At 53.1% G+C, this 26,577-nt stretch carries 20 protein-coding genes, 1 tRNA gene and 1 pseudogene; 8 read left to right on the top strand and 14 right to left on the bottom strand.

Annotated features, from left to right (window positions below):
* Positions 1 to 106 precede the first annotated feature (106 nt).
* Together lon and J4G78_RS02110 are read left to right on the top strand one after the other, a co-directional pair.
* Positions 107 to 2,541, top strand: a pseudogene (gene lon, locus J4G78_RS02115) (endopeptidase La).
* Between the two features lie 240 nt (positions 2,542 to 2,781).
* Positions 2,782 to 3,057: an HU family DNA-binding protein gene (locus tag J4G78_RS02110; protein WP_074205352.1), complete on the top strand. Its 276-nt coding sequence runs from the start codon at positions 2,782 to 2,784 to the stop codon at positions 3,055 to 3,057.
* Positions 3,058 to 4,049: 992 nt separating this feature from the next.
* On the opposite strand, the gene J4G78_RS02105 is transcribed toward J4G78_RS02110, so the two are convergent.
* The 6 genes from J4G78_RS02105 to J4G78_RS02080 all read right to left on the bottom strand — a co-directional run bounded on the left by J4G78_RS02105 (position 4,050) and on the right by J4G78_RS02080 (position 9,782).
* Positions 4,050 to 4,125: transfer RNA gene (locus J4G78_RS02105), tRNA-Lys, on the bottom strand.
* 69 nt (positions 4,126 to 4,194) lie between these two features.
* Positions 4,195 to 5,307, bottom strand: a complete 1,113-nt coding sequence (gene rodA / locus J4G78_RS02100) for a rod shape-determining protein RodA (protein ID WP_207988239.1) — start codon at positions 5,305 to 5,307, stop codon at positions 4,195 to 4,197.
* Positions 5,308 to 5,310: 3 nt separating this feature from the next.
* Positions 5,311 to 7,281, bottom strand: coding sequence for a penicillin-binding protein 2 (mrdA, locus tag J4G78_RS02095; protein ID WP_207988238.1), 1,971 nt, complete (start codon positions 7,279 to 7,281; stop codon positions 5,311 to 5,313).
* A complete protein-coding gene (gene mreD / locus J4G78_RS02090; RefSeq protein ID WP_207988237.1) occupies positions 7,278 to 7,793 on the bottom strand; it encodes a rod shape-determining protein MreD in 516 nt (171 codons plus the stop codon). Before mreD ends, mrdA begins: the two co-directional genes overlap by 4 nt.
* Positions 7,793 to 8,701, bottom strand: a complete 909-nt coding sequence (locus tag J4G78_RS02085) for a rod shape-determining protein MreC (protein WP_207988236.1) — start codon at positions 8,699 to 8,701, stop codon at positions 7,793 to 7,795. The genes mreD and J4G78_RS02085 overlap by 1 nt, the downstream gene beginning before the upstream one ends.
* Positions 8,702 to 8,744: 43 nt before the next feature.
* Positions 8,745 to 9,782: a rod shape-determining protein gene (locus tag J4G78_RS02080; protein WP_207988235.1), complete on the bottom strand. Its 1,038-nt coding sequence runs from the start codon at positions 9,780 to 9,782 to the stop codon at positions 8,745 to 8,747.
* A 175-nt stretch (positions 9,783 to 9,957) separates the two neighbouring features.
* Between J4G78_RS02080 and mutL the strand changes: the two genes are divergently transcribed.
* Both mutL and J4G78_RS02070 read left to right on the top strand, forming a co-directional pair.
* A complete protein-coding gene (gene mutL / locus J4G78_RS02075; RefSeq protein WP_207988234.1) occupies positions 9,958 to 11,769 on the top strand; it encodes a DNA mismatch repair endonuclease MutL in 1,812 nt (603 codons plus the stop codon).
* A complete protein-coding gene (locus J4G78_RS02070; protein WP_207988233.1) occupies positions 11,769 to 12,278 on the top strand; it encodes a hypothetical protein in 510 nt (169 codons plus the stop codon). The genes mutL and J4G78_RS02070 overlap by 1 nt, the downstream gene beginning before the upstream one ends.
* On the opposite strand, the gene J4G78_RS02065 is transcribed toward J4G78_RS02070, so the two are convergent.
* The 3 genes from J4G78_RS02065 to ychF are packed head-to-tail and all read right to left on the bottom strand — an operon-like array spanning position 12,275 to position 15,152.
* Positions 12,275 to 12,721, bottom strand: a complete 447-nt coding sequence (locus J4G78_RS02065; RefSeq protein ID WP_207988232.1) for a MaoC family dehydratase — start codon at positions 12,719 to 12,721, stop codon at positions 12,275 to 12,277. The two genes, J4G78_RS02070 and J4G78_RS02065, sit on opposite strands and share 4 nt — an antisense overlap.
* A gap of 41 nt (positions 12,722 to 12,762) precedes the next feature.
* Positions 12,763 to 14,004, bottom strand: a complete 1,242-nt coding sequence (locus tag J4G78_RS02060) for an alkaline phosphatase family protein (RefSeq protein ID WP_207988231.1) — start codon at positions 14,002 to 14,004, stop codon at positions 12,763 to 12,765.
* Positions 14,005 to 14,051: 47 nt separating this feature from the next.
* Positions 14,052 to 15,152, bottom strand: coding sequence for a redox-regulated ATPase YchF (gene ychF, locus J4G78_RS02055; protein WP_207988230.1), 1,101 nt, complete (start codon positions 15,150 to 15,152; stop codon positions 14,052 to 14,054).
* 143 nt (positions 15,153 to 15,295) lie between these two features.
* Between ychF and J4G78_RS02050 the strand changes: the two genes are divergently transcribed.
* Positions 15,296 to 16,258: an SGNH/GDSL hydrolase family protein gene (locus tag J4G78_RS02050; RefSeq protein ID WP_207988229.1), complete on the top strand. Its 963-nt coding sequence runs from the start codon at positions 15,296 to 15,298 to the stop codon at positions 16,256 to 16,258.
* A 22-nt stretch (positions 16,259 to 16,280) separates the two neighbouring features.
* Here J4G78_RS02050 and pth read toward each other — a convergent pair whose 3' ends face one another.
* From pth to J4G78_RS02025, 5 genes are all read right to left on the bottom strand, one after another.
* Entirely contained in the window at positions 16,281 to 16,853 is a 573-nt protein-coding gene (pth, locus tag J4G78_RS02045) for an aminoacyl-tRNA hydrolase (RefSeq protein WP_207988228.1), read from the bottom strand.
* Between the two features lie 100 nt (positions 16,854 to 16,953).
* The gene (locus J4G78_RS02040) at positions 16,954 to 17,640 is read right to left on the bottom strand and encodes a 50S ribosomal protein L25/general stress protein Ctc (RefSeq protein ID WP_207988227.1); all 687 of its coding nucleotides are present in this window, start codon (positions 17,638 to 17,640) and stop codon (positions 16,954 to 16,956) included.
* Positions 17,641 to 17,777: 137 nt separating this feature from the next.
* Entirely contained in the window at positions 17,778 to 18,572 is a 795-nt protein-coding gene (locus J4G78_RS02035; RefSeq protein WP_207988226.1) for a thioesterase family protein, read from the bottom strand.
* 21 nt (positions 18,573 to 18,593) lie between these two features.
* On the bottom strand, positions 18,594 to 19,508 hold the full coding sequence (locus J4G78_RS02030; protein ID WP_207988225.1) for a TraB/GumN family protein: 915 nt from the start codon (positions 19,506 to 19,508) through the stop codon (positions 18,594 to 18,596).
* A gap of 55 nt (positions 19,509 to 19,563) precedes the next feature.
* Entirely contained in the window at positions 19,564 to 20,499 is a 936-nt protein-coding gene (locus tag J4G78_RS02025) for a TraB/GumN family protein (protein WP_207988224.1), read from the bottom strand.
* Positions 20,500 to 20,673: 174 nt separating this feature from the next.
* Here J4G78_RS02025 and J4G78_RS02020 point away from each other — a divergent pair, with 174 nt between their 5' ends.
* The 3 genes from J4G78_RS02020 (at position 20,674) to glyS (ending at position 26,374) form a co-directional block, all read left to right on the top strand.
* Positions 20,674 to 22,773 (top strand): molybdopterin oxidoreductase family protein, encoded by a 2,100-nt coding sequence (locus tag J4G78_RS02020; protein ID WP_207988223.1) that lies wholly within the window; start codon positions 20,674 to 20,676, stop codon positions 22,771 to 22,773.
* Between the two features lie 147 nt (positions 22,774 to 22,920).
* On the top strand, positions 22,921 to 23,760 hold the full coding sequence (locus tag J4G78_RS02015) for a glycine--tRNA ligase subunit alpha (protein WP_207990329.1): 840 nt from the start codon (positions 22,921 to 22,923) through the stop codon (positions 23,758 to 23,760).
* Positions 23,761 to 23,887: 127 nt separating this feature from the next.
* Positions 23,888 to 26,374, top strand: a complete 2,487-nt coding sequence (gene glyS, locus J4G78_RS02010; RefSeq protein ID WP_207988222.1) for a glycine--tRNA ligase subunit beta — start codon at positions 23,888 to 23,890, stop codon at positions 26,372 to 26,374.
* Positions 26,375 to 26,577 lie beyond the last annotated feature (203 nt).

Below are 26,577 nucleotides of genomic sequence, written 5' to 3'. Positions count from 1 at the left end.
TATTGACCATTTTGCACCGCGATGATTTTATTGCGGTTGAAGTCATCTTGGCTAGCCCCATATAGGCTTACAGGCGCTGAATATAGCGCCATAGTTTGGAGTATTCATGTCACAGCCCGCATCCACACCTGCCGCAAATCCTCAATCCAAGGCGCTGCCTTTATTGCCATTGCGCGATATTGTGGTTTTTCCGAATATGATCGTGCCGCTCTTTGTCGGACGCGATAAATCGGTGGTGGCTCTGGAAAAAGCTATGGACAGCGACAAGGAAATATTCCTCGTGGCGCAGCTGGACCCCGCGGAAGATGATCCAGGACGTGATCAGCTTTATGATCTGGGGGTGGTGGCAACCGTCCTGCAATTGCTGAAACTACCTGATGGCACAGTGCGCGTACTGGTTGAAGGACAGCAGCGCGCAAAACATGTCTCTTTGGATGAACAAAGCGACGGTTTCGTGCTCGCTAAAGTTGATCTGATCGATGAACAATCAGTGGAAGGCCCTGAAGCCACGGCTTTGATGCGTTCTGTTGTCGAGCAATTTGAAAACTATTCGAAACTTAATAAAAAATGCCAGCGGAGACCGTCGTACAGCTTGGTGAGATTGAGGAAGCGTCACGCTTGGCCGATGCAGTTGCGGCCAATATCAACGTTAAAGTGGCCGATAAACAAAGCCTGTTGATCGAGAGCGACCCGGTGAAGCGTCTGGAAATGGCTTTCGCGTTCATGGAAGGTGAGCTTGGCGTATTGCAGGTCGAGAAGAAAATCCGCGGCCGCGTGAAGCGCCAGATGGAGAAAACCCAGCGCGAATATTACCTGAACGAGCAAATGAAAGCTATTCAGCGTGAATTGGGTGATGGCGAAGACGGCGAAGGCGACGAAATGTCGGCACTTGGCAAAAAAATTGAGGAGATGAAACTCTCCAAAGAAGCCAAAGCAAAAGCTAATGCGGAATATAAAAAGCTTAAAGGCATGCAGCCAATGTCGGCTGAAGCCACGGTTGTTCGCAATTACCTGGATGTGTTGCTTGGCCTGCCTTGGGGCAAGAAATCCCGGTTGAAGAAAGATATCAAACAGGCGGAAACCGTTCTTGATGATGATCATTTTGCGCTTGAGAAAGTGAAAGAGCGGATTGTCGAATATCTCGCCGTGCAAGCGCGTACCAACAAGCTCAAAGGGCCTATCCTTTGTCTGGTTGGCCCTCCTGGTGTCGGTAAAACCTCCCTTGGTCGTTCCATTGCTAGAGCTACAGGCCGTGAATTTGTCCGTCAATCGCTTGGCGGCGTGCGGGATGAAGCAGAGATTCGCGGGCATCGCCGGACTTATATTGGTTCGCTGCCAGGCAAGATTGTATCGAATTTGAAAAAGGCTGGCACGTCAAACCCGTTGTTCCTGCTCGACGAGATCGACAAGCTTGGCCAGGATTTCCGTGGCGACCCAGCATCGGCGCTGCTCGAAGTGCTCGACCCGGAACAGAATGATAAGTTCCAGGATCATTATCTCGAAATAGATATTGATCTGTCGGACATCATGTTTGTGACGACCGCCAATTCCCTGAATTTGCCGCAGCCGCTGCTCGACCGGATGGAGATCATCCGGCTTGAAGGTTACACAGAAGATGAGAAAGTCGAAATTGCCAAACGGCATCTGATCGAAAAGCAAATTGACGCGCATGGCTTGAAAAAAGGCGAGTTTGCCTTGCATGAAGATGCTCTGCGCGACCTTATCCGCTATTATACTCGCGAAGCTGGTGTACGGACTTTGGAACGAGAAATCGCCAAACTGGCTCGCAAAGCATTGCGCCGGATTCTCGAAGGAGAGTATAAGACTGTCGAAATCACCACAGAGACGCTTTCTGAATATGCCGGTGTTCGTAAATATCGGCATGGCGTCAGCGAAGAGGAAAATCAGGTCGGTGCTGTTACGGGTCTGGCCTGGACAGAAGTTGGCGGAGAATTGCTGACGATTGAATCCGTGACTGTGTCTGGCAAGGGTCAGATTAAAACAACCGGCAAGTTGGGCGAAGTCATGACCGAGTCGGTTCAGGCTGCCTTGTCTTTCGTAAAGGCGCGTTCGCCCTCTTACGGGATCAAACCAAGTATTTTTGGGCGCAAAGATATCCACATTCACTTGCCGGAAGGCGCTGTACCCAAAGATGGCCCTTCAGCGGGCGTAGGCATTGTGACGGCAATTGTGTCGACATTGACAGGCATAGCAGTCCGCCGTGATGTTGCGATGACGGGCGAAGTTACTTTGCGCGGCCGTGTTTTGCCGATTGGCGGCTTGAAAGAGAAACTGCTCGCGGCGTTGCGAGGCGGGATCACGACTGTGCTAATTCCAGCAGAGAATGAAAAGGATCTGGTAGAGATTCCGGATAACATCACGTCTTCGCTGAAGATCATTCCGGTTAAACATGTTGATGAAGTGTTGGCGCAGGCGTTGACCGAAAAAGTAGAACCGATTGAGTGGAGCGACGCTGACGAATTGGCAAGCCATGCTACGGCCCCTGTTTCCGACGACGCCGGGTCAACAGCGCGACATTAACCGCAGACTAGCGCGAGTCGTTATGGGTAATTACCGCCATAGTGAACCGTGCTCACGCTTTAAAAATGACCGGAAATGCTCGAAAATAAGCCAAATTCAACCATTTGACATAAATATTACATCTTTGACCCAAAAATCGGCGGTTTTCCTTTGACTCAAGGGGCCTTCTTGTAGTTACTGACGCCAGACAAAGTTGCGATTCAATCAAGAGTTGCTTTTAGAGAAGGGGGGATACCCAATATGAATAAACAGGATCTTATCAGTAGCGTTGCAGATCACAGTGGTCTCAGCAAAAGCGATGCCGGCAAAGCCGTTGACGCAGTTTTCGATTCTATCACAGGTTCACTGAAGAGCGGCAATGAAGTCCGTCTCGTCGGTTTTGGAACATTTTCTACATCAAAGCGTAAAGCTTCTACAGGCCGTAACCCACGTACGGGTGAGCCAATGCAGATTCCTGCATCTACACAAGCGAAATTCAAAGCCGGCAAGGGCTTGAAAGACGCCGTAAACAAGTAAATGAATTTGGGGAAGTGCCTGGGCACTTCCCCTTTTTTTTCGCACTTTGTTTGAAAAATTCAGGCGGGTTCTTTCGGGACCCGCCTTTTTTCATTTTTTCGGACATTGCTGACCGATGCCTAATAATAGAGACGCCTCTGTTGCGGCAGGGAAGTTATATTTTGTGAAATGAATGATGCCACCCAACCATGGAAAAATGTTTTTTTGAAATGTGGCTGGAGGCAATATGAACGGCATCAATATATAAAGATAATGGTCACCGTTCATATATCGACCTCAATCGTGATTTACCCCGCCCCAAGCCGGGGTGGGGCTTTGACTTGAGGCGGGGCCGTCATGCGCATGTCCTCGGGTCAGAACATGCAGAACACCAATGTATAATATTTGGTTAGGTTCCAATAATGGCCGTTAGTGTCAATAATAATATTATATATTATTTTATAAATAAATAATATATTATTATCTTATATAATAATTACTTGTTAAAACTTTTGCTTATCCTGGGCCATTAAAGCCATTTCAACTCGTTGTATCATTCAGCCGAACTGACCAATCCACCATATACATGCTGTGCTTTGACTATCGCGAAGAATTATCTTCTAAAAATTCGTGGGTGAATGCTTTTGCACAGCGTAACAGGCGTCGCCAATGTTTGCGATCCCGTTTGGAAAGTGAAGGATCTTTTGTCCTCCTGTGTAATATTTCTATAGTCTGATCGCCATATTTTCGGGAGATATCGTAAAGCTCTTTGCGATCATTGGCCTTCTGGTCACGGGAAACAAATAGTTTGTAGAGCATGGGGGTATCTCTCATTTTACTCACCCGTTGACTCTACAAGCTTTCGACCATTTGGTTCCGAATGGCCGAAATTGTCAAAATAATAATGCAACGCTTGCGCTCGTTCCACAACGCCTCAGGCGCTCTGGAAGATGTGACTTTTAGAAACTTCAAGGCACAACTGAGTTTCATCATTCTGCCAGTTCATCGAAAAATGGTAGACGCTACAGGGTTCGAACCTGTGACCCGCTGATTAAGAGTCAGCTGCTCTACCAACTGAGCTAAGCGTCCATTTTCTCGGAATATCACGTATATAAGCATCACATTTGCCAGAACAAGCGTCTGATAGGCTATCTTGACTTATCCGAATGTTCCGCTGCGGCGGCCTGGGTGGCGGTCTATCGCCATTAAAATACCGATACAGATCATGATTGTCATCATCGATGATCCACCATGGCTTAAAAAGGGTAGGGGGATGCCGACCACTGGGGCAAGGCCCATGACCATCATAAGGTTTATCGCGACATAAAAGAATATCGTAGTCGAAAGACCAGCCGCCACGAGCTGTGAAAAACGTGTTTTGGCTTTCATCGCTACGCCTAGCCCCCAACGGAATAGCAGGAAAAACCCGAACAAGACTGCCACACCGCCCATCAGCCCCCATTCCTCCGCCATTGTAGCGAATACAAAATCTGTGTGACCTTCGGGCAGATAATCGAGATGGCTTTGCGTGCCGTTCAGGAAACCCTTACCAAATATCCCACCAGACCCGATCGCGATCTTGGATTGACTGATATGATATCCCGCACCCAGAGGATCATTTTCGGGGTTGAGAAATGTCGTAACCCGGCGCTGCTGATATTCCTCAAGCCCAAAGAAAAAGGCAAGAGGGGCAATGACTGCCACAGCGGCCGCGCCGCCGACAAAAAGTCGCATCGGAAGACCGGCTAGGAAGGCGACTGTCATAGCACCAGCCAATACGGTGATTGTTGTTCCGAGATCCGGCTGCAACAAAATCAACGCACAAGGAAAAGCGAGCAGCACAAGCAGCGGCCATACTGCGCCCCAGGTCCTGATCTGACCAGCGGGCAGCAGGTCATAGAAACGCGCTACGGCCAATATGATTGCAGGCTTCATGAGTTCGGACGGTTGCACGCGGATGAAACCAAGGCTCAGCCATCTCTGGCTACCCCCGCGAACCGCTCCCATTAGCTCCACGCCTAGAAGCATGATGACCACCACGATGTAGACGGGAAAAGCAATGGTTTTCCAAAAATTTTCTTTCAGCCGGGAAAAGACAACGGCCATGCCGAGAAAAACCAGAAACCGAACCATGTGCAGACCCGCCCAGGGCGTAACGCTTCCCCCGGCCGCAGAATACAGCACGATAAATCCAAAGCTTGCCATGACTAACAGCAGCAAAATTGTTTTCCATGGAAGTTGCGCAATCGGCGCTGGAATAAAATCGTTCAATGCCTATTGCCCCACTTCGGCAGCAGAAACCTCGCCATTTGCCTCGGTTTGAGGAGAGGGAACGCGCCCTTTGGCTATTGCCTTTTCCAGTTCCTTTTGCGCGCGATATGCAGCGAGCTGGCGGTCCATGCGTTCGGAGATGGTTCCGCCCCAGCTTTCTTCCATTGCCAGCAACTTCTCCATCGCCTGTTCGCGATCATATAGAAAAGTCATGACGTCACGCGCTACTGGATAAGCGGATGAAGAGCCACCCCCATGCTGAATTACAACAGACGCAGCATAGCGCGGGTTTTCAACGGGTGCGAAGCATACAAACAGCCCATGATCGCGGAATTTCCAAGGTACATCGCGGCCTCCACGGCCATATTTCAGGCTGACGACCTGGGCGGTGCCGGTTTTACCGCCGAGCTTGATATCATCGAGCGGTAGTCTTGCGCGCCGTGCCGTGCCGGCGCCGTTCACCACTTCACTCATGGCTTCGCGTACAAAGGACAGATGTTCGGGAGAAATATCCAGTGGTGGTACGGCGGGCCGGTCTTGTTCGAATAGCAGCTTGGCTTCCAACTTTCTTCCAGAGGCCATGCGGGCCATCATCACGCAAAGCTGCAAGGGATTGGAAAGAAAATAACCCTGTCCAATGGCGCTATTCACTGTATCAAAATTGGCCCATTCCCGATTATGACGCTTCTTGATCCATTGTGTATCTGGCACTGTGCCATAGCTTTGCGAGGCAACCGGCAGATCATATTTTGCGCCCAATCCGAGTTCCCGCGCCATCAGCGCAATCGCGTCATAACCGACGCGCAATGCCATTTTGTAGAAATAGGTATCGCAGCTTTGGGCATTGGCCTTTTTCATATTCACGCTGCCATGGGTGCTGTGGCAATTGAAGAAGCGATTCCCGACCCGCAATCCGCCGGGGCAGCTGACGCTTTCTTCGGGATCAATGCCGCCCCGCAGCAAGGCAAGCGACACCATCGGTTTAATTGTCGAACCCGGCGGGAACAGGCCTTTCAGGGACTTGTCACGCAGCGGCACATGATCGTCGTCACGCAACATGCCATATTCGGTTTGTCCGATCCCATCGGAAAAGCTGTTGGGATCAAAGGAAGGCATTGAGGTCATCGTGAGGATATCGCCGGTCTGACAATCCATCACAACCACAGAGCCTGACTCTGGCCCAAGGCGGCGTGCTGCATATTCCTGTAAATCAATATCCAGGGTCATTTGCAGGGCTTTGCCCGGCGTGTCTGGCCGACTATCAAGCTCTCGCACGATCTTGCCGCGCGCGGTGACTTCTACCCGCTTTGCCCCCGGTTTGCCTTGCAGAAGATCTTCAAATGTTTTTTCGAGGCCGTCTTTGCCAATTTTATATCCGGGCGTGACCAAAATAGGGTCCGGATTTTCCTTATAATCCTCGGCAGAGGCGATGCCGACATAACCGACCAGATGTCCGACCGCTGCGCCTGTGGGGTAAAAGCGGGAAAAACCCTGTCGTGGTGAAACACCGGGTAGATCGGGTAAACGGACACTAACGGCGGCAAATTTTTCCCAATCCAGACCTGTGGCGACTTGGACCGGTTGAAAGCTGCTGGCTTGTTCCAGTTCCTTGTTGATGCGGTCGATTTCTTCCTGGTCGAGCGTCAAAAGCTGCGCGAGTGTTGCCACCGTTTTCTTTTTGTCGCGCATCCGATCGGGAATGAGATCGACCCTGAAATCGGTTTTATTATTGGCAATCGGCTTGCCATTGCGATCAATCAGCCAGCCGCGTCGTGGTGGCACGAGTGTCAGGTTAACCCGATTGCTTTCCGACAAAAGCTGGTAGCGTTCATTCTCTGCGACCGAGATATAAGCCATCCGCCCGGCGAGCAGAACCCCAATACCGGCCTGCAACCCGCCTATGACAGTCGCGCGCCGTGAAAAAGTAAGGGCCTGTACCGCTCCACTAATGGTTTTTCCGCCTGCGATGCTCATCTTGCGACCCGCCAGTTATCAATCGCTCCAATGAAGCGCGTCACGAAAGGATATAACAGGATCGAAAGCAATATCTGAGGCACTAATATTTCGAGCCGGAGTAAATTGCTTTGAAAGTCGATAATCAGCATACCGCATATTAGCACAAAAATAATTGAAAGGGAGGCAATAAGCCAGTCCTGCCAATAATCCCTGCCAACGCCGCGGCGATCCAGCGTTTCCAGTGCAATGAATACCAATGACCATAAAAATGCTGCGCTGCCAAAAGGTTGGCCGCTGAAAATATCGTCCACCAGGCCTAAGGGGAAACCAGCCCATACCGGCCAATAGCCCGGACGGATGAGCCGCCATGACAACAAGATCAAAAGGCCCATCGGCGGCAATATCGGATAGTCCGTGATAAGCGGAAGTGTCGTGATCATAGAACCGACGATAACCGTGATAGATGGAATGAATTTGATGCGAAATTGCGAGGGTTGCCGATTGATGCGAGAACGATAGGATTTCGCCATTATTCTCCGCCTTCGGCAGCGGTTTCAGCCTCGTCTATGTTTTCCTGCTTAATTGCCGCCACTGTTTCTGCCTGAAACATGGGTTGTACGATGACATGGCTAACTTTTGCAGAATTAGCCAATATTCGGGCAATGGCGCCGGTATCGGTTTGCCGAATGACGACGGCAACCGGAATACCGGGGGCATATAGTCCGCCGCTGCCTGATGTGATCAGCAAATCACCGCCCTTGAAGGGATTGGTTCCCAAATTGATCGGACGTATGTCCACGGTACCATCACCACGCCCCGTAGCAAAAGCCGGCAATTCGTCGCTGGCCCTCTTCACCGGCATGACATTCTGGCTGTCAGACACAAGCAATATTCGCGCGGTTGTCGGGCCTGCCTCAAGAACACGGCCCACCAGACCTTCCGGAGCCCGGACCGGTTGTCCGATTAATATACCATCTGTTGTCCCTAGACCAAGTGTAGCCATCCGTCGCGAACTAGAGGAAGTGGAACTGATGAGACGCGCCATGCCAATGGCATCTGGCACTTCTTTTTCCAGATCGAGCAGCCGTTTCAGCCGCTCGTTCTCCTGTTTTAATGCCCGGGCCTCCAATATCTCAATGCGGTTGCTCTCCAGCTCACGCCTCATGGCGGCATTTTTTGATGCGGCGTTGAAATAGGCAGAAATATTCTCACCAGCACTGCCGGTGGCACCGCCCACTTCCGAAAGCGTTTTACTGACTGGAGCGGTTGCCTCGGATCCGATCGTACGAAGAACCGCAAAGCCTTGTGGATCAAAGATGGAAATCAGCAGCAAGAGGAACCCGACGACAGCTCCCAATATGCCCAGTAAATAGCTAGCGAATATACTATATTGCGCCCGCTTGGAAAATCCTGGGCGCCGGTTATTTGGCGGCGCCATTACTGCTTATCCTTCCACTTTCTTCATGCCAGTATCTGTTCCCTCAAGCTGTTGTCAGCACACCGCGGAACATATCATCTTCCATCGCGCGGCCTGTCCCGATCGCAACGCAAGCAAGCGGGTCTTCAGCAACGGTGACCGGAAGGCCGGTTTCATCGCTCAAAGCTTCGTCCAAGCCGGCGATTAGTGCGCCGCCGCCCGTGAGCACAATGCCCTGATCGACAATATCAGCCGCCAGTTCTGGAGCTGTGTTCTCAAGTGCAATCCGCACGCCTTCGATAATCGTGCCAATTGGTTCGCTCAAAGCTTCAGCGATTTGGCCTTGATTGATCGAAATCTCTTTGGGCACACCATTGACCAGGTCACGACCTTTGATGTGAATCGTGTGTCCAACACCATCAGCGGGGGCTTGTGCAACGCCAAAGTCTTTTTTGATCCGTTCAGCCGTGGTTTCACCGATCAGCAGATTGTGGTGACGGCGAACATAAGAAACAATCGCCTCATCCATTTTATCACCGCCAGTGCGAACAGATGTGGTGTAAGCCAAGCCGCGCAGGGACAGGACGGCAACTTCCGTCGTTCCGCCGCCAACATCGACAACCATCGAACCAATGGGCTCGGTTACAGGCATATCAGCGCCAATGGCGGCTGCCATCGGTTCTTCGATCAGAAATACCTGACTGGCTCCGGCGTTGGAAGCGGCGTCACGAATGGCGCGGCGCTCAACCGAGGTCGAACCGCTCGGTACGCAGATAACGATTTCAGGATAGCTGAACAGCTTGCTCTTGCCATTCACTTTCTGAATGAAATGCTTGATCATCTGCTCAGCAACATCAATGTCAGCAATCACGCCGTCTCGCAGAGGACGAATGGCTTCAATGCTGTCGGGTGTTTTACCCATCATCATCTTTGCGTCATTGCCGACCGCTTTGACTTTCTTGATCCCGTTAACTGTTTCGATCGCGACAACCGACGGCTCGTTCAAAACGATTCCCTGACCGCGCACATATACAACCGTATTGGCTGTCCCCAGATCGATTGCCATGTCTTGAGAGCGAAACTTGAACAGATTAAATGCCATTTTTTTACCCGTGTTTTCTTATATTTGCAGCGAAAGCTGTTCCCTAAAACCATAGCGAGATTTTGGCTGAACGGGGGATGAAGCTAAGCATTCGGATCGTCCAGCAAAACACCCCTGAAAACTAAGTGACAATCAAGGGTCGCTTGGCATGATCGCTTGGGCTAGGAAAGCCGATATGTCAATAAGAAGACTCCCAAATAGCCTGATCAATCGCATCGCTGCCGGTGAAGTGGTCGAACGCCCGGCGAGCGCACTCAAAGAGCTGGTTGAAAACGCAATTGATGCCGGTTCCAGCCAGATCAATATCCGCCTCGAAAAAGGCGGTCTCGACCTCATCGAAGTCAGCGATAATGGATGCGGCATGACCCGTGACGACATCGCCTTGGCGCTGGAGCGGCACGCGACATCGAAGCTACCGGATGAAGCGATTGAAATGGTCTCTACATTGGGTTTTCGCGGCGAAGCGTTGCCTTCGATAGCGAGCGTTGCGCGATTGACTATTGAGAGCCGGGTCGAAGGTGAAGATGGCTGGACGCGGATCGTCAATCACGGCGAGATCGAAAATGATGGCCCTGCCGCCATCCCACCTGGGACTAAAGTACGTGTGGAACAATTATTCGCCAAAGTACCGGCGCGTCGTAAATTCCTCCGTACCCCGCGCAGTGAATATGCGGCCTGCGTTGATGTAGTCCGCAGGCTTGCCATGGCGCGGCCTGATATTGGATTCACGCTCACCCACGAAAATCGCAAGGCGATCGCGGTGCAGGCCGGTGAAAGCGGTCCGGATCGTGTCGCCGCGCTCACTAACAAGGAATTGCGCGCCAATAGCGTGGCCGTGGATCTGGTGCGAGACGAGGTCCGGCTGTCTGGCGTGGCCGGCTTGCCGACTTACAATCGCGGGGTTGCTGATCATCAGTTTCTGTTCGTCAACGGCAGACCTGTCAAGGACCGGCTGTTGGTTGGCGCGGTGCGCGGTGCTTATGCGGAAATGCTAGCGCGGGATCGTCATCCTATTGTGGCTCTATTTATCGACATGCCGCCGGAGCTTGTGGACGTGAACGTGCATCCGGCCAAAACCGAAGTTCGCTTCCGCGAGCCCGCAATGATCCGCGGTATGATCGTCAGTGGTTTGCGGCGCGCTCTGGACGAGGGCGGTTTTCGTGCGGTCCAGCGCCCAGCAGAATCCGCGCTAGCCAACTGGCAGACAGAACCGCACGCACCCGATCCGCAAGCTAATATTTTTACGTCGCAGGGGCCGATTGGGGGCAGGGCGACGGTCCAGTCGCAGCCCTATCCATCCGCGGTGCAGGATACTGGTAACGCTTTCACGGCGCTGAACCCCGATGAGATCGCTCCCCTAATGGGCCGTGCTGAAGAGGCGGCGGAACCGGTGCCGCAGGCGGTCAGCCACCCGCTTGGTATCGCACGCGGGCAAGTGGCAAAAACCTATATCGTGGCGGAAGCGGAAGACGGGCTGGTCATTGTCGACCAGCACGCGGCCCATGAGCGCTTGGTGCTGGAACGGATGCGTAAGGCTGTGGAAGGTGGGACCGTAGCCTCTCAGGCATTGCTCATGGCGGAGGTCGTCGAACTGGATGAAAATGCCTGTGACCGTTTGGAGGCGCGCATGGCGGAGCTTTCCGAATTTGGTCTGGAGCTGGAGCGTTTCGGTCCATCGGCCATGCTCGTGCGCGCTACGCCGGCGATGCTGGGTTCTGGCGATGTTAAAGGCCTGATTACCGACCTGGCTGACGAACTCGGTGCTTATGATGAGGCTTTGTCCTTGAAAGAACGCATAGATCACGTCGCCTCGACCATGGCCTGTCACGGGTCTGTGCGGGCAGGGCGCGTGCTCAATGTTGCGGAAATGAATGCATTACTGCGTGAAATGGAAGTGACCCCGCATTCAGGGCAATGCAATCATGGTCGACCGACTTGGGTAAAATTGGCGCACGGGGATATTGAGAAACTCTTTGGGAGAAAGTGATGAGATTTATCGCCCTGTCCGCTTTGGTAGCTTTAACTGCGGCTTGCGCCCCGGTTGAAAATGGGGGCCCTAATATGCCGGTGGAACCTGACGGAGGTATCGGCGATGGAGTCAGTCGCCCCATGCTGACGTCTATGGCGTTGACAGAACTGGATAGAATTGTCGATTTCCCCAAATCCTGCATTCTAATGGACCAAAGCTCTGGCGATCCGCTATTAATGTTTATTGCTTGGGAACACCCCGATGGTGATGCGCGAGGTCAAATCAAAATCGGGGATGAGTTTATCCCATTGGAACATAGGCCAGCAAGCTCAGGTGGAATTTTGGACGGCGGATCATTCGTCAGCAATACGGTATGGGTGACCATCGAACAGCGCGGCAAAAAGTCCCGGCACCGTCAAAAGAATTCGTATTTCTGGCCCGCAGTTTTGAAAATAGATCAGGATGGCAGTGGCTCTAATTTATACGAAGGCCATTATGAATGTGACGCCAGTGGCGTTCCAACCTAGTCGCCGCGGACCTCGATCAGCCCAGTGCTCTCCATTGTCATGACTTTCTCGTCATGCTGATTAAGCACGGTGATCTTGCCCTTCATGATCCCCATTTCCGGCCGACTTTCAGAACGGCGCTTTTCCAGCGTGACATGCTCGCAGCGCAGCGTGTCGCCGGGATAGACGGGCTTTAGCCATCGCAGATTTTCAACACCCGGTGAGCCCAATCCCGCTTGCTTATTGGCATTCATCTGGTCAACCATCATCCGCATCATCATGGCCGCGCTGTGCCAACCACTGGCGGACAGGCGGCCGAAATGGGTCTTGGCAGCCGCTTCTTCATCAAGATGAAAAGGCTGCGGATCATATTTGGAGGCGAATTCGATTACCTCGTCCTTGGTAACTTCGTATGATCCGTATTTCTGGACGACGTCGATCTGGATATCTTCGTAATAGAGCATGGCTATTCTTTCTTATGACACCATGTTTCTATGGCAAAGTTTCAGGGTTTCAGCGCCTGTTCAAATGATGAAAGATCGCCATCGCTCTGGTTCGGTTTAACGCCGATCAGATGCGCGAGCAGCGAATAGATGTCGACATTGTCGAACGTCTCGATCTTTATATCGCCGACGAAACCGGGGCCGCTGGCGAGGAAAAACGCGATCATGTCTGGATGGAGATGATCATAGCCATGGCCACCACCAATTCCCGTCATCCACTCAGGCTTGTCCTGATAAACAACCCAGCCCGTGGTCGGCAGGCATATTATGGAGGGGACGCGGGGGTTCTTGCCATATTGAAAACGGGCTGGAATATCTTCTCTTTTCCAGCATTCCATATTCTCATGCGGTTTCAGGAAGGCGGAGCTGATAGTGGTCATATCATCAGCGAGAGGTTCGATACCTGCATAGTTGCCATCCACTACCAGACGATATTGATCACGCGGCAGGATAGTGTCGAGATATATGACCCGGTCAGGATGGGTTTCAGCCATGCCGTGATCCGATGTGATGACGAAATTCACCGGTTGGTCCAAGGCGGCGAACTGCTCGATCAAGGTTCCGATATTCTTGTCGACAGCGCTGATCGCAGCATGGAGTTTTTCGCTTGGTGCCGGTCCAAAAAAATGCCCGGCCGTATCCACCGAATCAAAATAAAGCGTGACCAGTTGCGGTCGCGTCGCTGCCGGGCGCCGCATCCAGTCGACCACGGCATTGACGCGCCGGTCGTTAGAGAGAGCCTGTGAAAAAGGCCACCAGTCGCTGGGCCGCGTCCCATCCAGCTCGACCTCTGATCCGGGCCAGAACATCGTTGCTGTCCGCACGCCTTGTTTCTCAGCCGTTATCCAGATCGGTTCTGCCTGATTCCACCAGAACGGATCCTTGTTGGCCATTGTGAATTTCTCACCGGGCCGGGCCACATCTTCCATGCTGTTGCCGACGATACCGTGATTATCCGGTCTTTTGCCGGTGACCAGAGTCCAATGATTGGGGAAAGTCTTGGTCGGAAAACTGGATCGCATGTCGGCAACGACACCCGATGTAGCCAGCGCGCTGAGATGAGGTGTTATCCCGCGATCCAGATAATCGGGGCGGAACCCATCAATGGAAATCAATAGGGTAACCGGTTCGCGAGCGTTCTGAGCAGGCACGGCACCATCGCTAGCGACTACTGCGGTTTGCGAAGCCGCACATCCAGCCAACAAAGCACAAGCCGCAATGGCCTGTAATAGAATACGAATCATCACTTTCCCCTTAGACTGAAGACAGTCTAACGGGCTTTTATGACAAGTCAGACATTGAATTTGAAATTCATGATATCGCCATCTTGGGCCACATAGTCTTTGCCTTCCTGGCGCAACTTGCCGGCATCGCGCGCCGCGCTCTCACCACCCAGCGACACATAGTCATCAAAGGCGATTGTTTCTGCGCGAATAAACCCGCGTTCGAAGTCGGTGTGGATTTCGCCAGCCGCTTCCGGAGCCTTGGCGCCTTTATGCACCGTCCAGGCCCGCGCTTCTTTGGGACCCGCAGTAAAGAAGGTTTGCAGGCTGAGCAGTTGATAACCAGCCCGAATGACGCGAGCGAGGCCGGATTCTTCCAGACCCAGTTCGGCGAGATATTCGGCGCGCTCTTCTGCTTCCATGCCAACCAGTTCAGATTCGATCGCGGCGGACACGATGACAGCTTCAGCATTTTCGGCCTTGGCCTTTTCAAAAACGGCGGCGCTCAGGTCATTGCCATTAGCCGCATCGCCTTCGTCGACATTGCAGACATAGAGCACGGGTTTGGCGGTCAGCAGCTGCGACTGTTTGAAAATCCGCTGCTCTTCATCATCATTGGGTTGAGTGAGTCGCGCTGGTTTTCCGTCGCGTAGCAATTCCAGTGTCTGGCCCAGTACGCTGGCGGCGATTTTGGCTTCCTTGTCGCCGCTGGTGGCTTTCTTTTCAAAGGCGGGAACCCGCTTTTCCAGGCTTTCCAGATCGGCCAGCAGCAGCTCGGTCTCAACCACTTCTGCGTCAGAAATCGGATCAACCTTGTTGGAGACATGTTGGATATCGTCATCTTCAAAACAACGCAGAACATGGACAATCGCGTCGACTTCGCGGATATTGCCAAGGAATTGGTTGCCGAGACCTTCGCCTTGAGACGCCCCTTTGACAAGACCCGCAATATCCACAAAGGCGAGCTGTGTTTCGATGATCTTCGCACTGCCCGCGATTTTGGCAATTTGGTCCAGCCGTGGATCGGGGACGGCGACTTGGCCAACATTGGGTTCAATCGTGCAAAACGGGTAATTGGCTGCCTGCGCCGCCTGTGTTTCGGTGAGCGCATTGAATAGCGTTGATTTACCGACGTTGGGCAGGCCAACGATACCGCATTTGAAACCCATTTATGTCACTCCGTGGAATTAAGCGTGCTCGATAGCGGGCCTCCTTTACGATTACCAGTAGCAAGATGCCATGGATATTGCTTTCATCAGCAAAACGGTGCAGGTTACGAAAAATTAACGATAATAAAACGGGGAGAATGGTTGTGAAGGTTCGATTTTTTGGGGCGCTTGCGGGTGGTTTGGTTCTGGCAACAGCGGTGCCAGCGCATGCGGAACGTGATACAGAACGATTCACTTCTCTGACAGTTTTTGGGGATAGTCTGGTAGATGCAGGTAATGTCTTTACTGCTACCGGCGGCGCGATTCCCGCTGCTTCTGCGGGCTATTTCAATGGCCGTTTTACCAATGGCTTTGACTATACCGATCTGTTGAGCATTGATCTTTTTGGCGCGCCAACACTGGCCTCCTTGCAAGGCGGAACCAATTTCGCTTTTGGCGGAGCGCGGGCATCGAATACCGATCCGCGCGTTCCAGATTTCGGTGAACAGCTTGGCCTTTACGCCGGCTATTTGGCGGCGGGCAATGAGGTCGACGCCAACGGTCTCTATATTCTGAATTTCGGCGGTAACGACATTCTGAATGCACCGGATGATCCGGCCGCTGCTGATGTCGTCATTCGTCAGGCAGCGCAAGATTATGCAGCGGGCGTACAGGCGTTAAACGATATCGGTGTGCGGAACGTTTTGTTGACCGGATTCCCGGTCGCTGGTCCGCTCGGTTTTAACGCAGAAAATTATCTCACACAGGAATTGGATGCGCTCAGCCTGACCAGCGATACCAGTTTTTTCCGCTACAGCTATCTCGACTTTTTCAATCGGGTGATCGCCGATCCGGGTGCGCTGGGATTGCCGTCACAGAGGCTGGACATTACCTGTCAAGCAGCCGGGGCCGCAGCGATTGCCAATGGTTGTGATGGTATATTCTCGTTTGACGGTATTCATTTTTCTGCGCCAATTCATGAAGCCCTGGCGCGCGATATGGACAGTCAGTTTAACCTGCTCGGCTCTGTGCCAGAGCCGACGACCTGGGCGATGATGATCTTTGGTTTCTTCATGACGGGCACCGCCATACGGCGGCGTCAAAGGGTTCGTGTCAGCTATAGTTGAAGCGGGATCGAGCAGATTAGTGTCAGTCGTCCTGCAGGCGCAGGGCGACGTCACTCATAAAGCGGGCATTATTACCTTTGGCTAACCAGTCCGCTTCTGATGCGATGGCGCCTAACATCGCGGCGAGCGGATCGATTTCTAACTTTGTATAGTTACCAAGCACATGATTATGGACACGGGATTTATGACCAGGATGGCCAATGCCGATGCGCACCCGCCGGAATTCCGGGCCGATATGCGCATCGATTGATCGTAAGCCATTATGTCCTGCATGGCCGCCACCGACTTTCACTTTGATTTTGAACGGTTCGAGATCCAGTTCATCGTGAAAAACCGTAACATCTTCTGGCGCCAATTTATAGAAACGCATGGCTTCGCCGACGCTGCGGCCACTTTCGTTCATAAATGTTGCCGGTTTCAGCAGCAAAAGCTTTTCCGAACCAAGCCGTCCTTCGACTGCCCAACCCTGAAATTTCTGCTTGGGCGCGGGGAAACTGTGCACTTCTTCCAAGGCATCAAGCGCCATGAAGCCGACATTATGCCGGTGGAGTGCATATTGTGCGCCCGGATTACCGAGGCCGACCCAAAGTTGCATGTTGCTTGTCCTTTCGGCCTGCTTTCAAAACAAAAAACCGCCCATGCTGCGTTTCGCAGGGCATGGGCGGTTTTTGATATAGTGGTTAGTGCGGGAAGGTCTAGTCCTCAGAACCGCCTTCAGCTTCGCCGCCTTCGCCTTCAGCTGCTTCGCCTTCGGCACCTTCTTCGCCTTCTTCACCCTCTTCGCCTTCTTCAGCTTCGTCTTCAGAAGATTTAAGTGCGGATGGTGCGGTGACACCGGCAATGGTGAAGTCGCGATCAGTGATCGAGCTTTCGGAACCATCTGGCAGTGTAATGTCGGAAATATGAACCGAGTCGCCAATTTCCAGACCGGTAACGTCAATTTCGATCTGATCTGGAATCTTGTCTGCATCACACATCAGATCCAGTTCGAAGCGAACAACGTTCAACACGCCGCCACGTTTCAGGCCAGGGGACTCTTCTTCGTTCACAAAGACAACCGGAATATCGACCTGCACCTTTGCGCCTTTGGCAAGGCGGAAAAAGTCCACATGCAACGCGCGGTCAGAGACCGGATCGAAAGCAACATCTTTTGGCAGGGTACGGGTTTTTTCACCGTTCACATCTACCATGACCAGCGAGTTCATGAAGTGGCCGGTACCGAGCAGCTTGTTCAGCGCGCGTTCTTCCACATGAATCGTTACAGGGTCTTTCTTATCGCCATAAATAACGGCGGGGATGCGGCCTTCGCTGCGCAGTGCACGGGAGGCTCCCTTGCCAGCCCGTTCGCGAGGCTCGGCTGAAATTGTCAGCTGATCACTCATAATGTTGCTCCAAAAATATAGTTTTTACGATATTTCCGCCACGCCTCCAGGGTGCTCATGGTCGGAAAGAGGGCGCTATAAGCAGGCAAGGGCGGAAAAGCAAGGCAAATTGCGGCGCGAGACCGGATCGCTTCAGGTTAGCGGAAAAAGCCTATCTGGTTGCTGGTCGCCAGCAACGTTCCGGCCTTTGACCAAAGTTCAACCCGTTGGTCGGTCGCACTATTTCTTACCGTAGCGCTTGTTACACGCAGCAACAGATGATCGGCACCCGCAGCAATGATATCGTCTTCGTTCGCATAAATATAAGTCGCCATCGAAACTGTAGAGCCCATGCGCATTTCGTTGGACAGGAAAAAGGTTCGGGGCATAGGTGTATCGCAGATCGCGATGATGCTTTTCCGGTCAATTGGCCTGCCATCTTCTTGCTTGATCCACGTCAGCGTATCGGGGGTTCCATTGTCAGAAAACGGCGCGCCTTGAACGATATATTGTTCGTAGGTTGCAACCCAGTTCGGGGTCATTGGCGCGGCCCCCAGCTTTATGCCTTCCTCCATGGCCTTGGTTTCGGGTCTGGCAAGTTGATAGTCGATGTTGGTTGGCTTGCGATTGCTGGTCACGATATCGGCGGTGTTGGTTATCGCTCCGCGTTGAAGTAGCTCTGCGCGCCAGAATTGCGTGGAAGCGCCCGATTTGAGGAGGGTTATTCTAACCTCTACCTCGCCAGGAGAGACAGCCGAGAGGTATGACATCTGCAAAGAAACGATCGGTGCCGCACAATCAGGATGGTCTTCAACAGCGCGGGCAGCGATAGCGGCCACCCAGCCGCCAAAGGCTGCCCCATTTGGATTTTGGAATATTTCCGGGCATTCGGCAACGAAACCGTTCTCTCCACGCGGCAGCAGCGCGGTTTCCCGATCGAACAAAAATGTCATGAATTTACCTTGCGCTTGCGATTACTGTATTTTTTCAATTTTATAGCCGCGCTGCTCTAGCATGGCTTGGACAGCATCAGGGCCTACCAAATGTGCGGCGCCCACTGCTACAAATGATATGCCGGGGCTCTGCAGTTTTTTGTCCAGCTGTTCGGTCCAGTCCTGATTGCGAGCAACCAGCAGTTTTTCACGCGTTTTGGGATCTTCCAATATTCCGCCCTCGGACAACTCGACTATTGTGTCCGTATCGCCAGAAATCCACGCGTTAAAAAGTTTCTCAAAGGAGGTCTTGGTCTCAGCCGCTTCCTCGACAACACTGGTGAGCATGTCGCGCTGCTGCGTTTCCGGCAATGTATCAAAATAACCCAGCTGTTGTTCAATCGTTTCCAAACCTTCGACAGGCTTTTTGAATTCGCCAAATTGTGCCACTAATTTTTTCTCGACACCTTCGCTGGAATCGAGCCCCAGATTGTTGGTTTGCGCAGATGCCAGTGACAAGGCCGCAGCCCAGCTTTCCATGCGATTGAGCGCAAATTCAGGTATGTTACTATTGTCTATGACAGCATCGAGATCGTCACGCAGCGACGGTTTTACACGCTGTTCTATCTCCGGTTGATTGGGCGAAATAGCAAGCTTGGAAAATATCCGCGCTGCGTTTTGCGTGTCTTCGAGCCCCAGCACCTCGATAATCAGCTTGTCCGAACTTTTGAGAGCCTTGTCGATAAGCGGCGTCCGCCAGTTCACATCTTTCGGTAATATGTGAATGGTGCCGAAAAGATAAGCCTCACCAACCTGCTCAGGCTTTGTGCCGGTTACTTTCCAGAGCGCCGGCTTGCCGTCTTTCATGGTGTTTAACTGTGCCGGTTCCTGCGCATTGGAGCATGCCGCTAAACAGACAGTGGCAATCAGCGTCAATAAGGTCTGAAGAAATTTCATAAATTCCATTTGGTCATGATGGCGGTAAAATGAAAGATGTTAGGTCTTACAATTCCTAATATTTGATCTGCTCAACAGTAAATCCTCGTTTTTTAAGCTGTTCCTGCAGGCTGGATTCGCCCGCCAAATGACCGGCGCCGACAGCCATGAAGACGGTGCCTGGCTGGTCCATCCGATCATCGACCCAAACAGCCCAGTTGGCGTTGCGGTTGGACAGCAGCGTTTCGTAAAGTATTTCTTCTTCCAGGCCAGCGTTCATCAATTCTGCAAGAGCGCCAATATTCGCATTGGCCCAATGGGCGACCATATTTTCCATGCCGTCCGCCATCTCTTCAATGGTTTCCACATTGAAGTTCAGGAAACGAATTTGAACATCTTCCGGCAGATTATCGAAAAATCCCAATTGTTGCCGCGGCGTTTCAAGTCCAATAATTTTCAAATTTTTGGCCTTAGCGCTGGATGTCAGCGCATCTTCGACGCCGCTATTGGTATCATAGCCGCTTTTCATGAGCGGAACCAGCGACATGCTGACGCTTGCGAACCACGGGTCCAGCGGATCAAAAGCGTTGAGTGGCAGCTCCAGCGACGTCATCGCCGCTTCATATTTTACGCGGTCCTCGGGATCGAGCTTGTCGCGCAGCGGCACGCCGGTCTTGTCTATGGCCAATTCGCTCACAATTTTCATCATCTCGGCGGGTTCCGGCTCGATCATTTCGACAACCAGTTCATCTGAACGGTCGAACGCATCTTTGACCGCTTCATCAAACCAAGTGAGGCCGGGCTTCAAAATATGCACCGTGCCGAACAGATAGATTGTCGTGTCATCATCCTTTAACACCCAAAGTGCCGGATCCGGATCATCTGGTATTGTTGCAATTTCAGCAGCGGCAGGCGCCGTATCGCCCACCGATTGCGGCGGTTCGGGCTGGCAGGCTGCCAATCCCAGAACAAGTGGCAAGGATAATAGCGGAGAAAACCAGCGACGCATCATGGGTATAAATTCCAATTTCTTTGAAAGAACCGGGGCTTGATAAGTTGCGAACGTTAATTGACTATTTATGCCGGAAATCCCAGCAATTTTTCAATATTGAAATAATTTCCCCTCCCAGCGGTGGTCACTGCTTTGTCACTCTGCTAATTGGTCAGTTAAATTAGGAGAGACCCGATGAGCCAGATTCACGCCCGCACCTGCCATATCTGTGAAGCCAATTGCGGCGTTTTGGTTGAAGTCGAAGGCCGCGAGATTCTCTCGATCAAGGGTAATCCTGATCACGTCCTGAGTCGCGGTCATATCTGCCCGAAGGCAACCGCCATCGCGGATTTGCAGGACGATCCGGATCGGCTCCACAAACCCGTCAAAAAAGTGAACGGCGAGTGGCAGGAAATTGGCTGGGAAACGGCCTTTCAGGAAATTGCCGCGAAGCTGAAAGACCTGAAAGAAGCAGGGGCCAAGCCCGCCATGTATATGGGCAATCCCAGCGCACACGATTATGGCATATCGACCCAGATCAGCACGCTGCGCCGGGCAATGGGCCTGAAAAATATCTACTCAGCCTCGACACTGGACCAGATTCCGCATCACGTGGTGCAATATCATATGTATGGCCATGTCAGCCTGGCGGCCGTGCCGGATATTGATCGCTGTCAGTATCTGGTCATTGTCGGCGGTAATCCGGCGGCCTCCAATGGCAGCATCTGGACGGTTCCGGACTTCAAGAAGCGCGTGAAGGAAATGCAGGCGCGTGATGGCAAGATGATCGTCATCGATCCGCGCCGAACCGAAACCGCAAAACTGGCCGACGCGCATCATTTCGTGAAACCCGGAACCGATACCGCCCTGTTTATCGGCATATTGAAAGCGATCTTTGAGGGCGGTCATGCCGATATTTCGCGACTTGAACAGATCATGGACGATGGCTGGGGGAATATTGAGCCAGCGATTGGCGGTTTTGATATGGCTGAACTGTCGGCCCATTGCGGGATAGCGGTTGACGATATGCGCGAAATAGCAGCGCAACTCGGGGCCGATCAACCCGCTGCGATTTATGGCCGCATGGGCGTTTCGGTTTGTGAATTTGGCACGCTCAACCAATGGCTTATCCAGGTCATCAACATTGCAACGGGCAATCTCGACCGTGAAGGCGGCACGATGGTGCCGGAGCCTGCGCTCGATACGATCAATCTGGTGGGCAGGGGCTCTGTGCGGAAAACACAGACTGCGCGCGGCGAAATGCCGGTCGTAATGGGCGAATTGCCAACCATTACCTTTGCAGAGGAAATGCTGCGCGAAGATGATGAGCGCATCCGCTCCCTATTTGTTGTCACCGGCAATCCTGTCCTGTCCGCCCCTGATGGCGCCAGACTGGACCGGGCGCTGGAAAAGCTCGACTTGATGGTGTCGTTCGACATGTATGTCACCGAAACGAGCCGCCACGCCGACTATATTCTCCCGCCATGTGGTCCGCTCGAAAAAGACCATTATCCGTTCTTTTTCGGACCTCTGGCCGTGCGCAACTATGCCAGCTATTCGCCTGCGATCTTCGATATTCGTGATGGTGAAAAGGCCGATTGGGAAATCATCGCCGAACTGGCGCGCGAGATATTGGCGACGGACGGGCAGGATGTGCCCAATATCCGCGAGCCGCGCGATGTGCTCGACAATATGCTGCAAAGCTCGCCAGCTGGCCTGACTTTGGCAGAGGTAGAGGCGGCGCCGAACGGGATTGATCTCGGACCGTTGCGCCCCTGCATGGCGGACCGGCTGATGACGGAAGACAAGTTGATCCAGTGCGCGCATCCCGATTTTCTGGCCGAGTTACAGCGATTTGCGCAGTCTCTGGCCGAGACGCGCCCCGACGTGCTGCGGCTCATTGGCCGCCGCCATGTACGGAGCAACAATAGCTGGCTGCACAACAGCAAGCGCCTGCTCAAGGGGCCTGAACGCTGCACATTGATGATCCATCCTGATGATGCCGCCGGGCGCGGATTGGCGGATGGCGACATGGCCACGGTTGAAAGCCGGGTGAACAGCGTCGAGATTGTCGTCGAGGTCACCGATGACGTCATGCTCGGCGTGGTGTCGATCCCGCATGGCTTCGGTCATGGCCGTGAAGGGGTAGGGCTGTCTGTCGCCGCTGCAAAACCGGGCGTTTCGATCAATGATCTCACCGATCCCGAGAGCTTTGATCCGTTGTCGGGCAACGCAGTGCTCAATGCGACACCCGTAACGGTTGCGCCGGTCCGAGAATTGGAAGCGGCGGAGTAGGGCAAAAACGCCAATCTCGGCTTGACCCTTTCCGGCGCTTTCGCCAAAGCAAGCGCGACACATATTGCACTCGCGAAGAAAGCTTTCACATTGCCGGATACGAACCTGTCCCAGAAGCCGCCCAAAAAGGTGTTGAGCTTCCAGCAGATCATCCTGAAACTCCACGATTACTGGAGTGAGCAGAGCTGTGCGATCCTGCAACCCTATGACATGGAAATGGGTGCCGGGACGTTCCACACCGCTACGACCCTGCGCGCGCTTGGTCCGGACCCGTGGAATGCCGCTTTTGTGCAGCCTTGCCGGCGGCCGACAGATGGCCGCTATGGTGAGAACCCGAACCGGCTGCAGCATTATTACCAATATCAAGTGATCCTGAAACCCTCGCCACCGGATATTCAGCAGCTTTATCTCGACAGCCTCACCGCCATCGGCATTGATCCGATGCTCCACGACATTCGCTTTGTCGAAGATGACTGGGAAAGCCCGACATTGGGCGCCTGGGGTCTGGGCTGGGAAGTCTGGTGTGACGGCATGGAGGTAACGCAGTTCACCTATTTCCAGCAAATGGGCGGTTTTGACTGCAAGCCGGTGGCTGGCGAACTGACTTACGGGCTCGAACGGCTCGCCATGTATATTCAGGGCGTCGATAGCATCTATGACCTGGATTATAATGGAGCTGGAGTCAGTTACGGCGATATCTTCCTAGATAATGAGAGGCAGATGTCGGAGTGGAATTTCGAGGTTGCGAATACCGAAGCGCTGTTTGATCTGTTCAAGAAAGCCACGGCGGAATGCGAGAATTGCCTCGATGCCAAGCTCCCCATTCCGGCCTATGAACAGGCGATCAAGGCGAGCCATGTGTTCAACCTGCTGCAAGCGCGCGGCGTGATCAGCGTGCAGGAGCGGGCCAGCTATATGGGTCAGGTCCGCGATCTCGCGAAGGGTAGCTGTGAAGCCTATATGGTCAAGAATGGATGGGACGCATGAGGCGCTTCAGAATCCGTCACCCTGAACTTGTTTCAGGGTCTATTTGTCAACTTGAAACAGGTTCAGCAGACGCGCGATGGATCCTGAAACAAGTTCAGGATGACAAGTTAGTGGGAGGAACGGCATAATGGCTGATTTCCTGCTCGAACTGCTTTCCGAAGAAATCCCCGCTCGCATGCAGGCCAAGGCGCGTGCGGACCTCGAACGCTTGTTTGCCGCGCAATTGAATGATGAGGGCCTGAAAGCCGCGGATATCACCGTTTACTCGACGCCAAGGCGGCTTGCGCTGATTGCAAAGGATCTGCCGGATCACACCGAAGCGGTGAGCGAGGAAGCCAAGGGGCCACCGGAAGGCGCGCCGGATCAGGCGGTTGACGGCTTCTGCCGGAAAAATGGCGTGACCCGCGATCAGCTGGAGGTTCGTGACGTCAAGGGCCGGGCGACCTATTTTGCGGTGATCAACAAGCCGGGCCGGGCAGCAAGCGATGTGTTGGCCGAAGCGATCCCCGCGATCATCAAGGCTTTCCCGTGGCCCAAATCGATGCGCTGGGGCGATGCCAGCCTGTCCACCGAAAGCCTGCGCTGGGTGCGGCCTTTGTCCGGCATTGTCGCGATTTTGGGCGATGACCTGGTGGCATGCGAAATTGACGGCGTGACGTCAGGCTATGAAACCGTTGGTCACCGCTTCCACCATGACGGAGTGGTAACGATCGGCAATGCCGGTGATTATGCCGAAAAACTACGCGCTTGCTATGTGCTGGTCGATCACACGGAACGCGAGGCAATCATCCGCGAAGGTGCTGCCAAGGCGGCATCGGACGGCGGACTGGAGCTGGTAGCAGACGAAGGTCTGGTGATCGAAAATGCCGGCCTGACCGAATGGCCGGTGCCGCTGTTGGGCGGTTTTGATCCGGCGTTTCTGGATGTACCGGAAGAGGTGATTCAGCTCACCGCCCGGGTGAACCAAAAATATTTCATCTGTCGCGATAAAAGCGGCAAACTGGCGCCAAATTTCATCTGTACCGCCAATATTGACGCCACCGACGGCGGCAAGGCGATTGTTGCGGGCAATGAAAAAGTGCTGGCGGCAAGGCTGTCCGACGCCAAATTCTTCTGGGAGCTTGACCAGAAGACCCCGTTGGAAGATCATGCCAAGAAATTGAGCAACATTGTGTTCCATGAAAAACTGGGCACGGTTGCCGACAAGGTAGAGCGTGTGGCCAAGTTGGCCGAGTGGTTGGTTTCTTTAGAAGGGAATGGTTTTTACCAGTCCAGCCCCGGCGATACATTTCATGGTGAAGTGTCCGAGGCCGCACGTCTCTGCAAAGCCGATCTCGTCACCGAAATGGTGGGCGAGTTCCCCGATCTGCAAGGTCTGATGGGCGGCTATTATGCAGAGAAAGAGGGCAAGTCCGAGGCGGTCGCCAACGCGATCCGCGACCATTATAAGCCGGTTGGGCAGGGCGATGAGGTGCCGACTGACCCGGTGACGGTTGCGGTGAGTTTGGCGGATAAGCTGGATACGCTAATCGCGTTCGATGCGGTGGATTTGAACCCTACAGGATCAAAAGATCCTTTTGCTATTCGAAGGCAGGGGCTTGCTGCTCTCGCGTTGATGAATAGACTAAATCTTCGGATTCCCATGAAGCACGTAATAGAAATGGTGCGTGGTGATATTTTCGTTCAGCAATTCACTAAGTTCATAAAAATTGACGACAATTTGTTTATGTCAATGATCACGCTTGGTGTTCAGAATGAGCAACTGCCAGAATTTAAAACGAGAAATGATAAGTTTGTCGTCCTGGTAGACGGCAAGGTAGTTGGTGAGATGTCGCTTGATCGTTCGGCTGAATTCAAACAGATGAAAGAGCTTACTCAAAGAATTCACGAAGCTGAAGACATCAGGCCAGTTGAGTTCTTAGCGGAGCGCCTAAAAGTCCAACAACGCGAAGCAGGCGTCCGTCACGACTTGATCGACGCAGTCTTCGCTCTCGGTGGAGAGGATGATCTGGTCCGCCTGCTTGCTCGTGTGAAAGCCTTGCAGGCTTTTGTCGAAACGCCAGACGGCGAAAACCTCCTCGCCGGATACAAGCGCGCTGCCAATATATTGAAGAAAGAAAGTGCTCCGGGCGCAGACCCGGAGCCCAGGGTGGAGGGCGCGACAGCTACCCTGGGCTCCGCATCAAGTGCGGAGCACGGCAGCGTAAAAACCCTCCCCGACAGCGCTTCGGGTGAGCGCGGGTCTGGGGAAAACCGTGCACCTGCGCAGGCAGGTGCCCATCTCCCGCATGACACTTCAGATGCACCTCCAGGAGATGGCCCCCTGCCTACGCAGGGGAACAAGACCCTTTCCTACACGCCCGAAAAAGCCGAAAAGGCGCTTATCGACGCGCTCGATGCAGCGCAGCCGGATGTGACCGCGGCCATTGCAGCGGAAGAGTTTGAAAAAGCCATGACCGCACTGGCCCATTTGCGCGCGCCGATTGACCAGTTTTTCGAGGATGTGACGGTGAATGACAGCGATGCGGACAAACGAGAAGCACGACTTGCTCTGCTGGCCCGTTTTCGCGCCGCCGTTCATCAGGTCGCTGACTTTTCCAAGATTGAGGGATGATGTGATTGCCGATCGACACCCTGTGAATTGTGTGAACTTTGAAACGGGCAGAGACTCCGCCACCGTTCGTCCTGAGCCTGTCGAAGGGCGACATGAACGACGGTTACAATTATCCGAGCCAGTGCTTCGACAAGCTCAGCACGAACGGGGTTGATGGTCTGTGATATGTGTGAACTTTGATAATGAGACAAACGGGAAAAACC

The sequence above is a fragment of the Parasphingorhabdus cellanae genome, from assembly GCF_017498565.1.
GTDB lineage: Bacteria > Pseudomonadota > Alphaproteobacteria > Sphingomonadales > Sphingomonadaceae > Parasphingorhabdus > Parasphingorhabdus cellanae.
Note: the sequence above shows the minus strand (reverse complement) of the source record. Positions and strands in the feature narration are given on the sequence as shown.

What these genes read in the sequence shown, in the direction of transcription:
- J4G78_RS02110 (WP_074205352.1), top strand. Translation starts at nt 2,782, where the DNA reads ATGAATAAACAGGATCTTATCAGTAGCGTTGCAGATCACAGTGGTCTC.
- mrdA (WP_207988238.1), bottom strand. Translation starts at nt 7,281, where the DNA reads ATGAGCATCGCAGGCGGAAAAACCATTAGTGGAGCGGTACAGGCCCTT.
- mreD (WP_207988237.1), bottom strand. Translation starts at nt 7,793, where the DNA reads ATGGCGAAATCCTATCGTTCTCGCATCAATCGGCAACCCTCGCAATTT.
- J4G78_RS02085 (WP_207988236.1), bottom strand. Translation starts at nt 8,701, where the DNA reads ATGGCGCCGCCAAATAACCGGCGCCCAGGATTTTCCAAGCGGGCGCAA.
- J4G78_RS02080 (WP_207988235.1), bottom strand. Translation starts at nt 9,782, where the DNA reads ATGGCATTTAATCTGTTCAAGTTTCGCTCTCAAGACATGGCAATCGAT.
- mutL (WP_207988234.1), top strand. Translation starts at nt 9,958, where the DNA reads ATGTCAATAAGAAGACTCCCAAATAGCCTGATCAATCGCATCGCTGCC.
- J4G78_RS02070 (WP_207988233.1), top strand. Translation starts at nt 11,769, where the DNA reads ATGAGATTTATCGCCCTGTCCGCTTTGGTAGCTTTAACTGCGGCTTGC.
- J4G78_RS02065 (WP_207988232.1), bottom strand. Translation starts at nt 12,721, where the DNA reads ATGCTCTATTACGAAGATATCCAGATCGACGTCGTCCAGAAATACGGA.
- J4G78_RS02060 (WP_207988231.1), bottom strand. Translation starts at nt 14,004, where the DNA reads ATGATTCGTATTCTATTACAGGCCATTGCGGCTTGTGCTTTGTTGGCT.
- ychF (WP_207988230.1), bottom strand. Translation starts at nt 15,152, where the DNA reads ATGGGTTTCAAATGCGGTATCGTTGGCCTGCCCAACGTCGGTAAATCA.
- pth (WP_207988228.1), bottom strand. Translation starts at nt 16,853, where the DNA reads ATGCAACTTTGGGTCGGCCTCGGTAATCCGGGCGCACAATATGCACTC.
- J4G78_RS02040 (WP_207988227.1), bottom strand. Translation starts at nt 17,640, where the DNA reads ATGAGTGATCAGCTGACAATTTCAGCCGAGCCTCGCGAACGGGCTGGC.
- J4G78_RS02035 (WP_207988226.1), bottom strand. Translation starts at nt 18,572, where the DNA reads ATGACATTTTTGTTCGATCGGGAAACCGCGCTGCTGCCGCGTGGAGAG.
- J4G78_RS02030 (WP_207988225.1), bottom strand. Translation starts at nt 19,508, where the DNA reads ATGAAATTTCTTCAGACCTTATTGACGCTGATTGCCACTGTCTGTTTA.
- J4G78_RS02025 (WP_207988224.1), bottom strand. Translation starts at nt 20,499, where the DNA reads ATGATGCGTCGCTGGTTTTCTCCGCTATTATCCTTGCCACTTGTTCTG.
- J4G78_RS02020 (WP_207988223.1), top strand. Translation starts at nt 20,674, where the DNA reads ATGAGCCAGATTCACGCCCGCACCTGCCATATCTGTGAAGCCAATTGC.
- glyS (WP_207988222.1), top strand. Translation starts at nt 23,888, where the DNA reads ATGGCTGATTTCCTGCTCGAACTGCTTTCCGAAGAAATCCCCGCTCGC.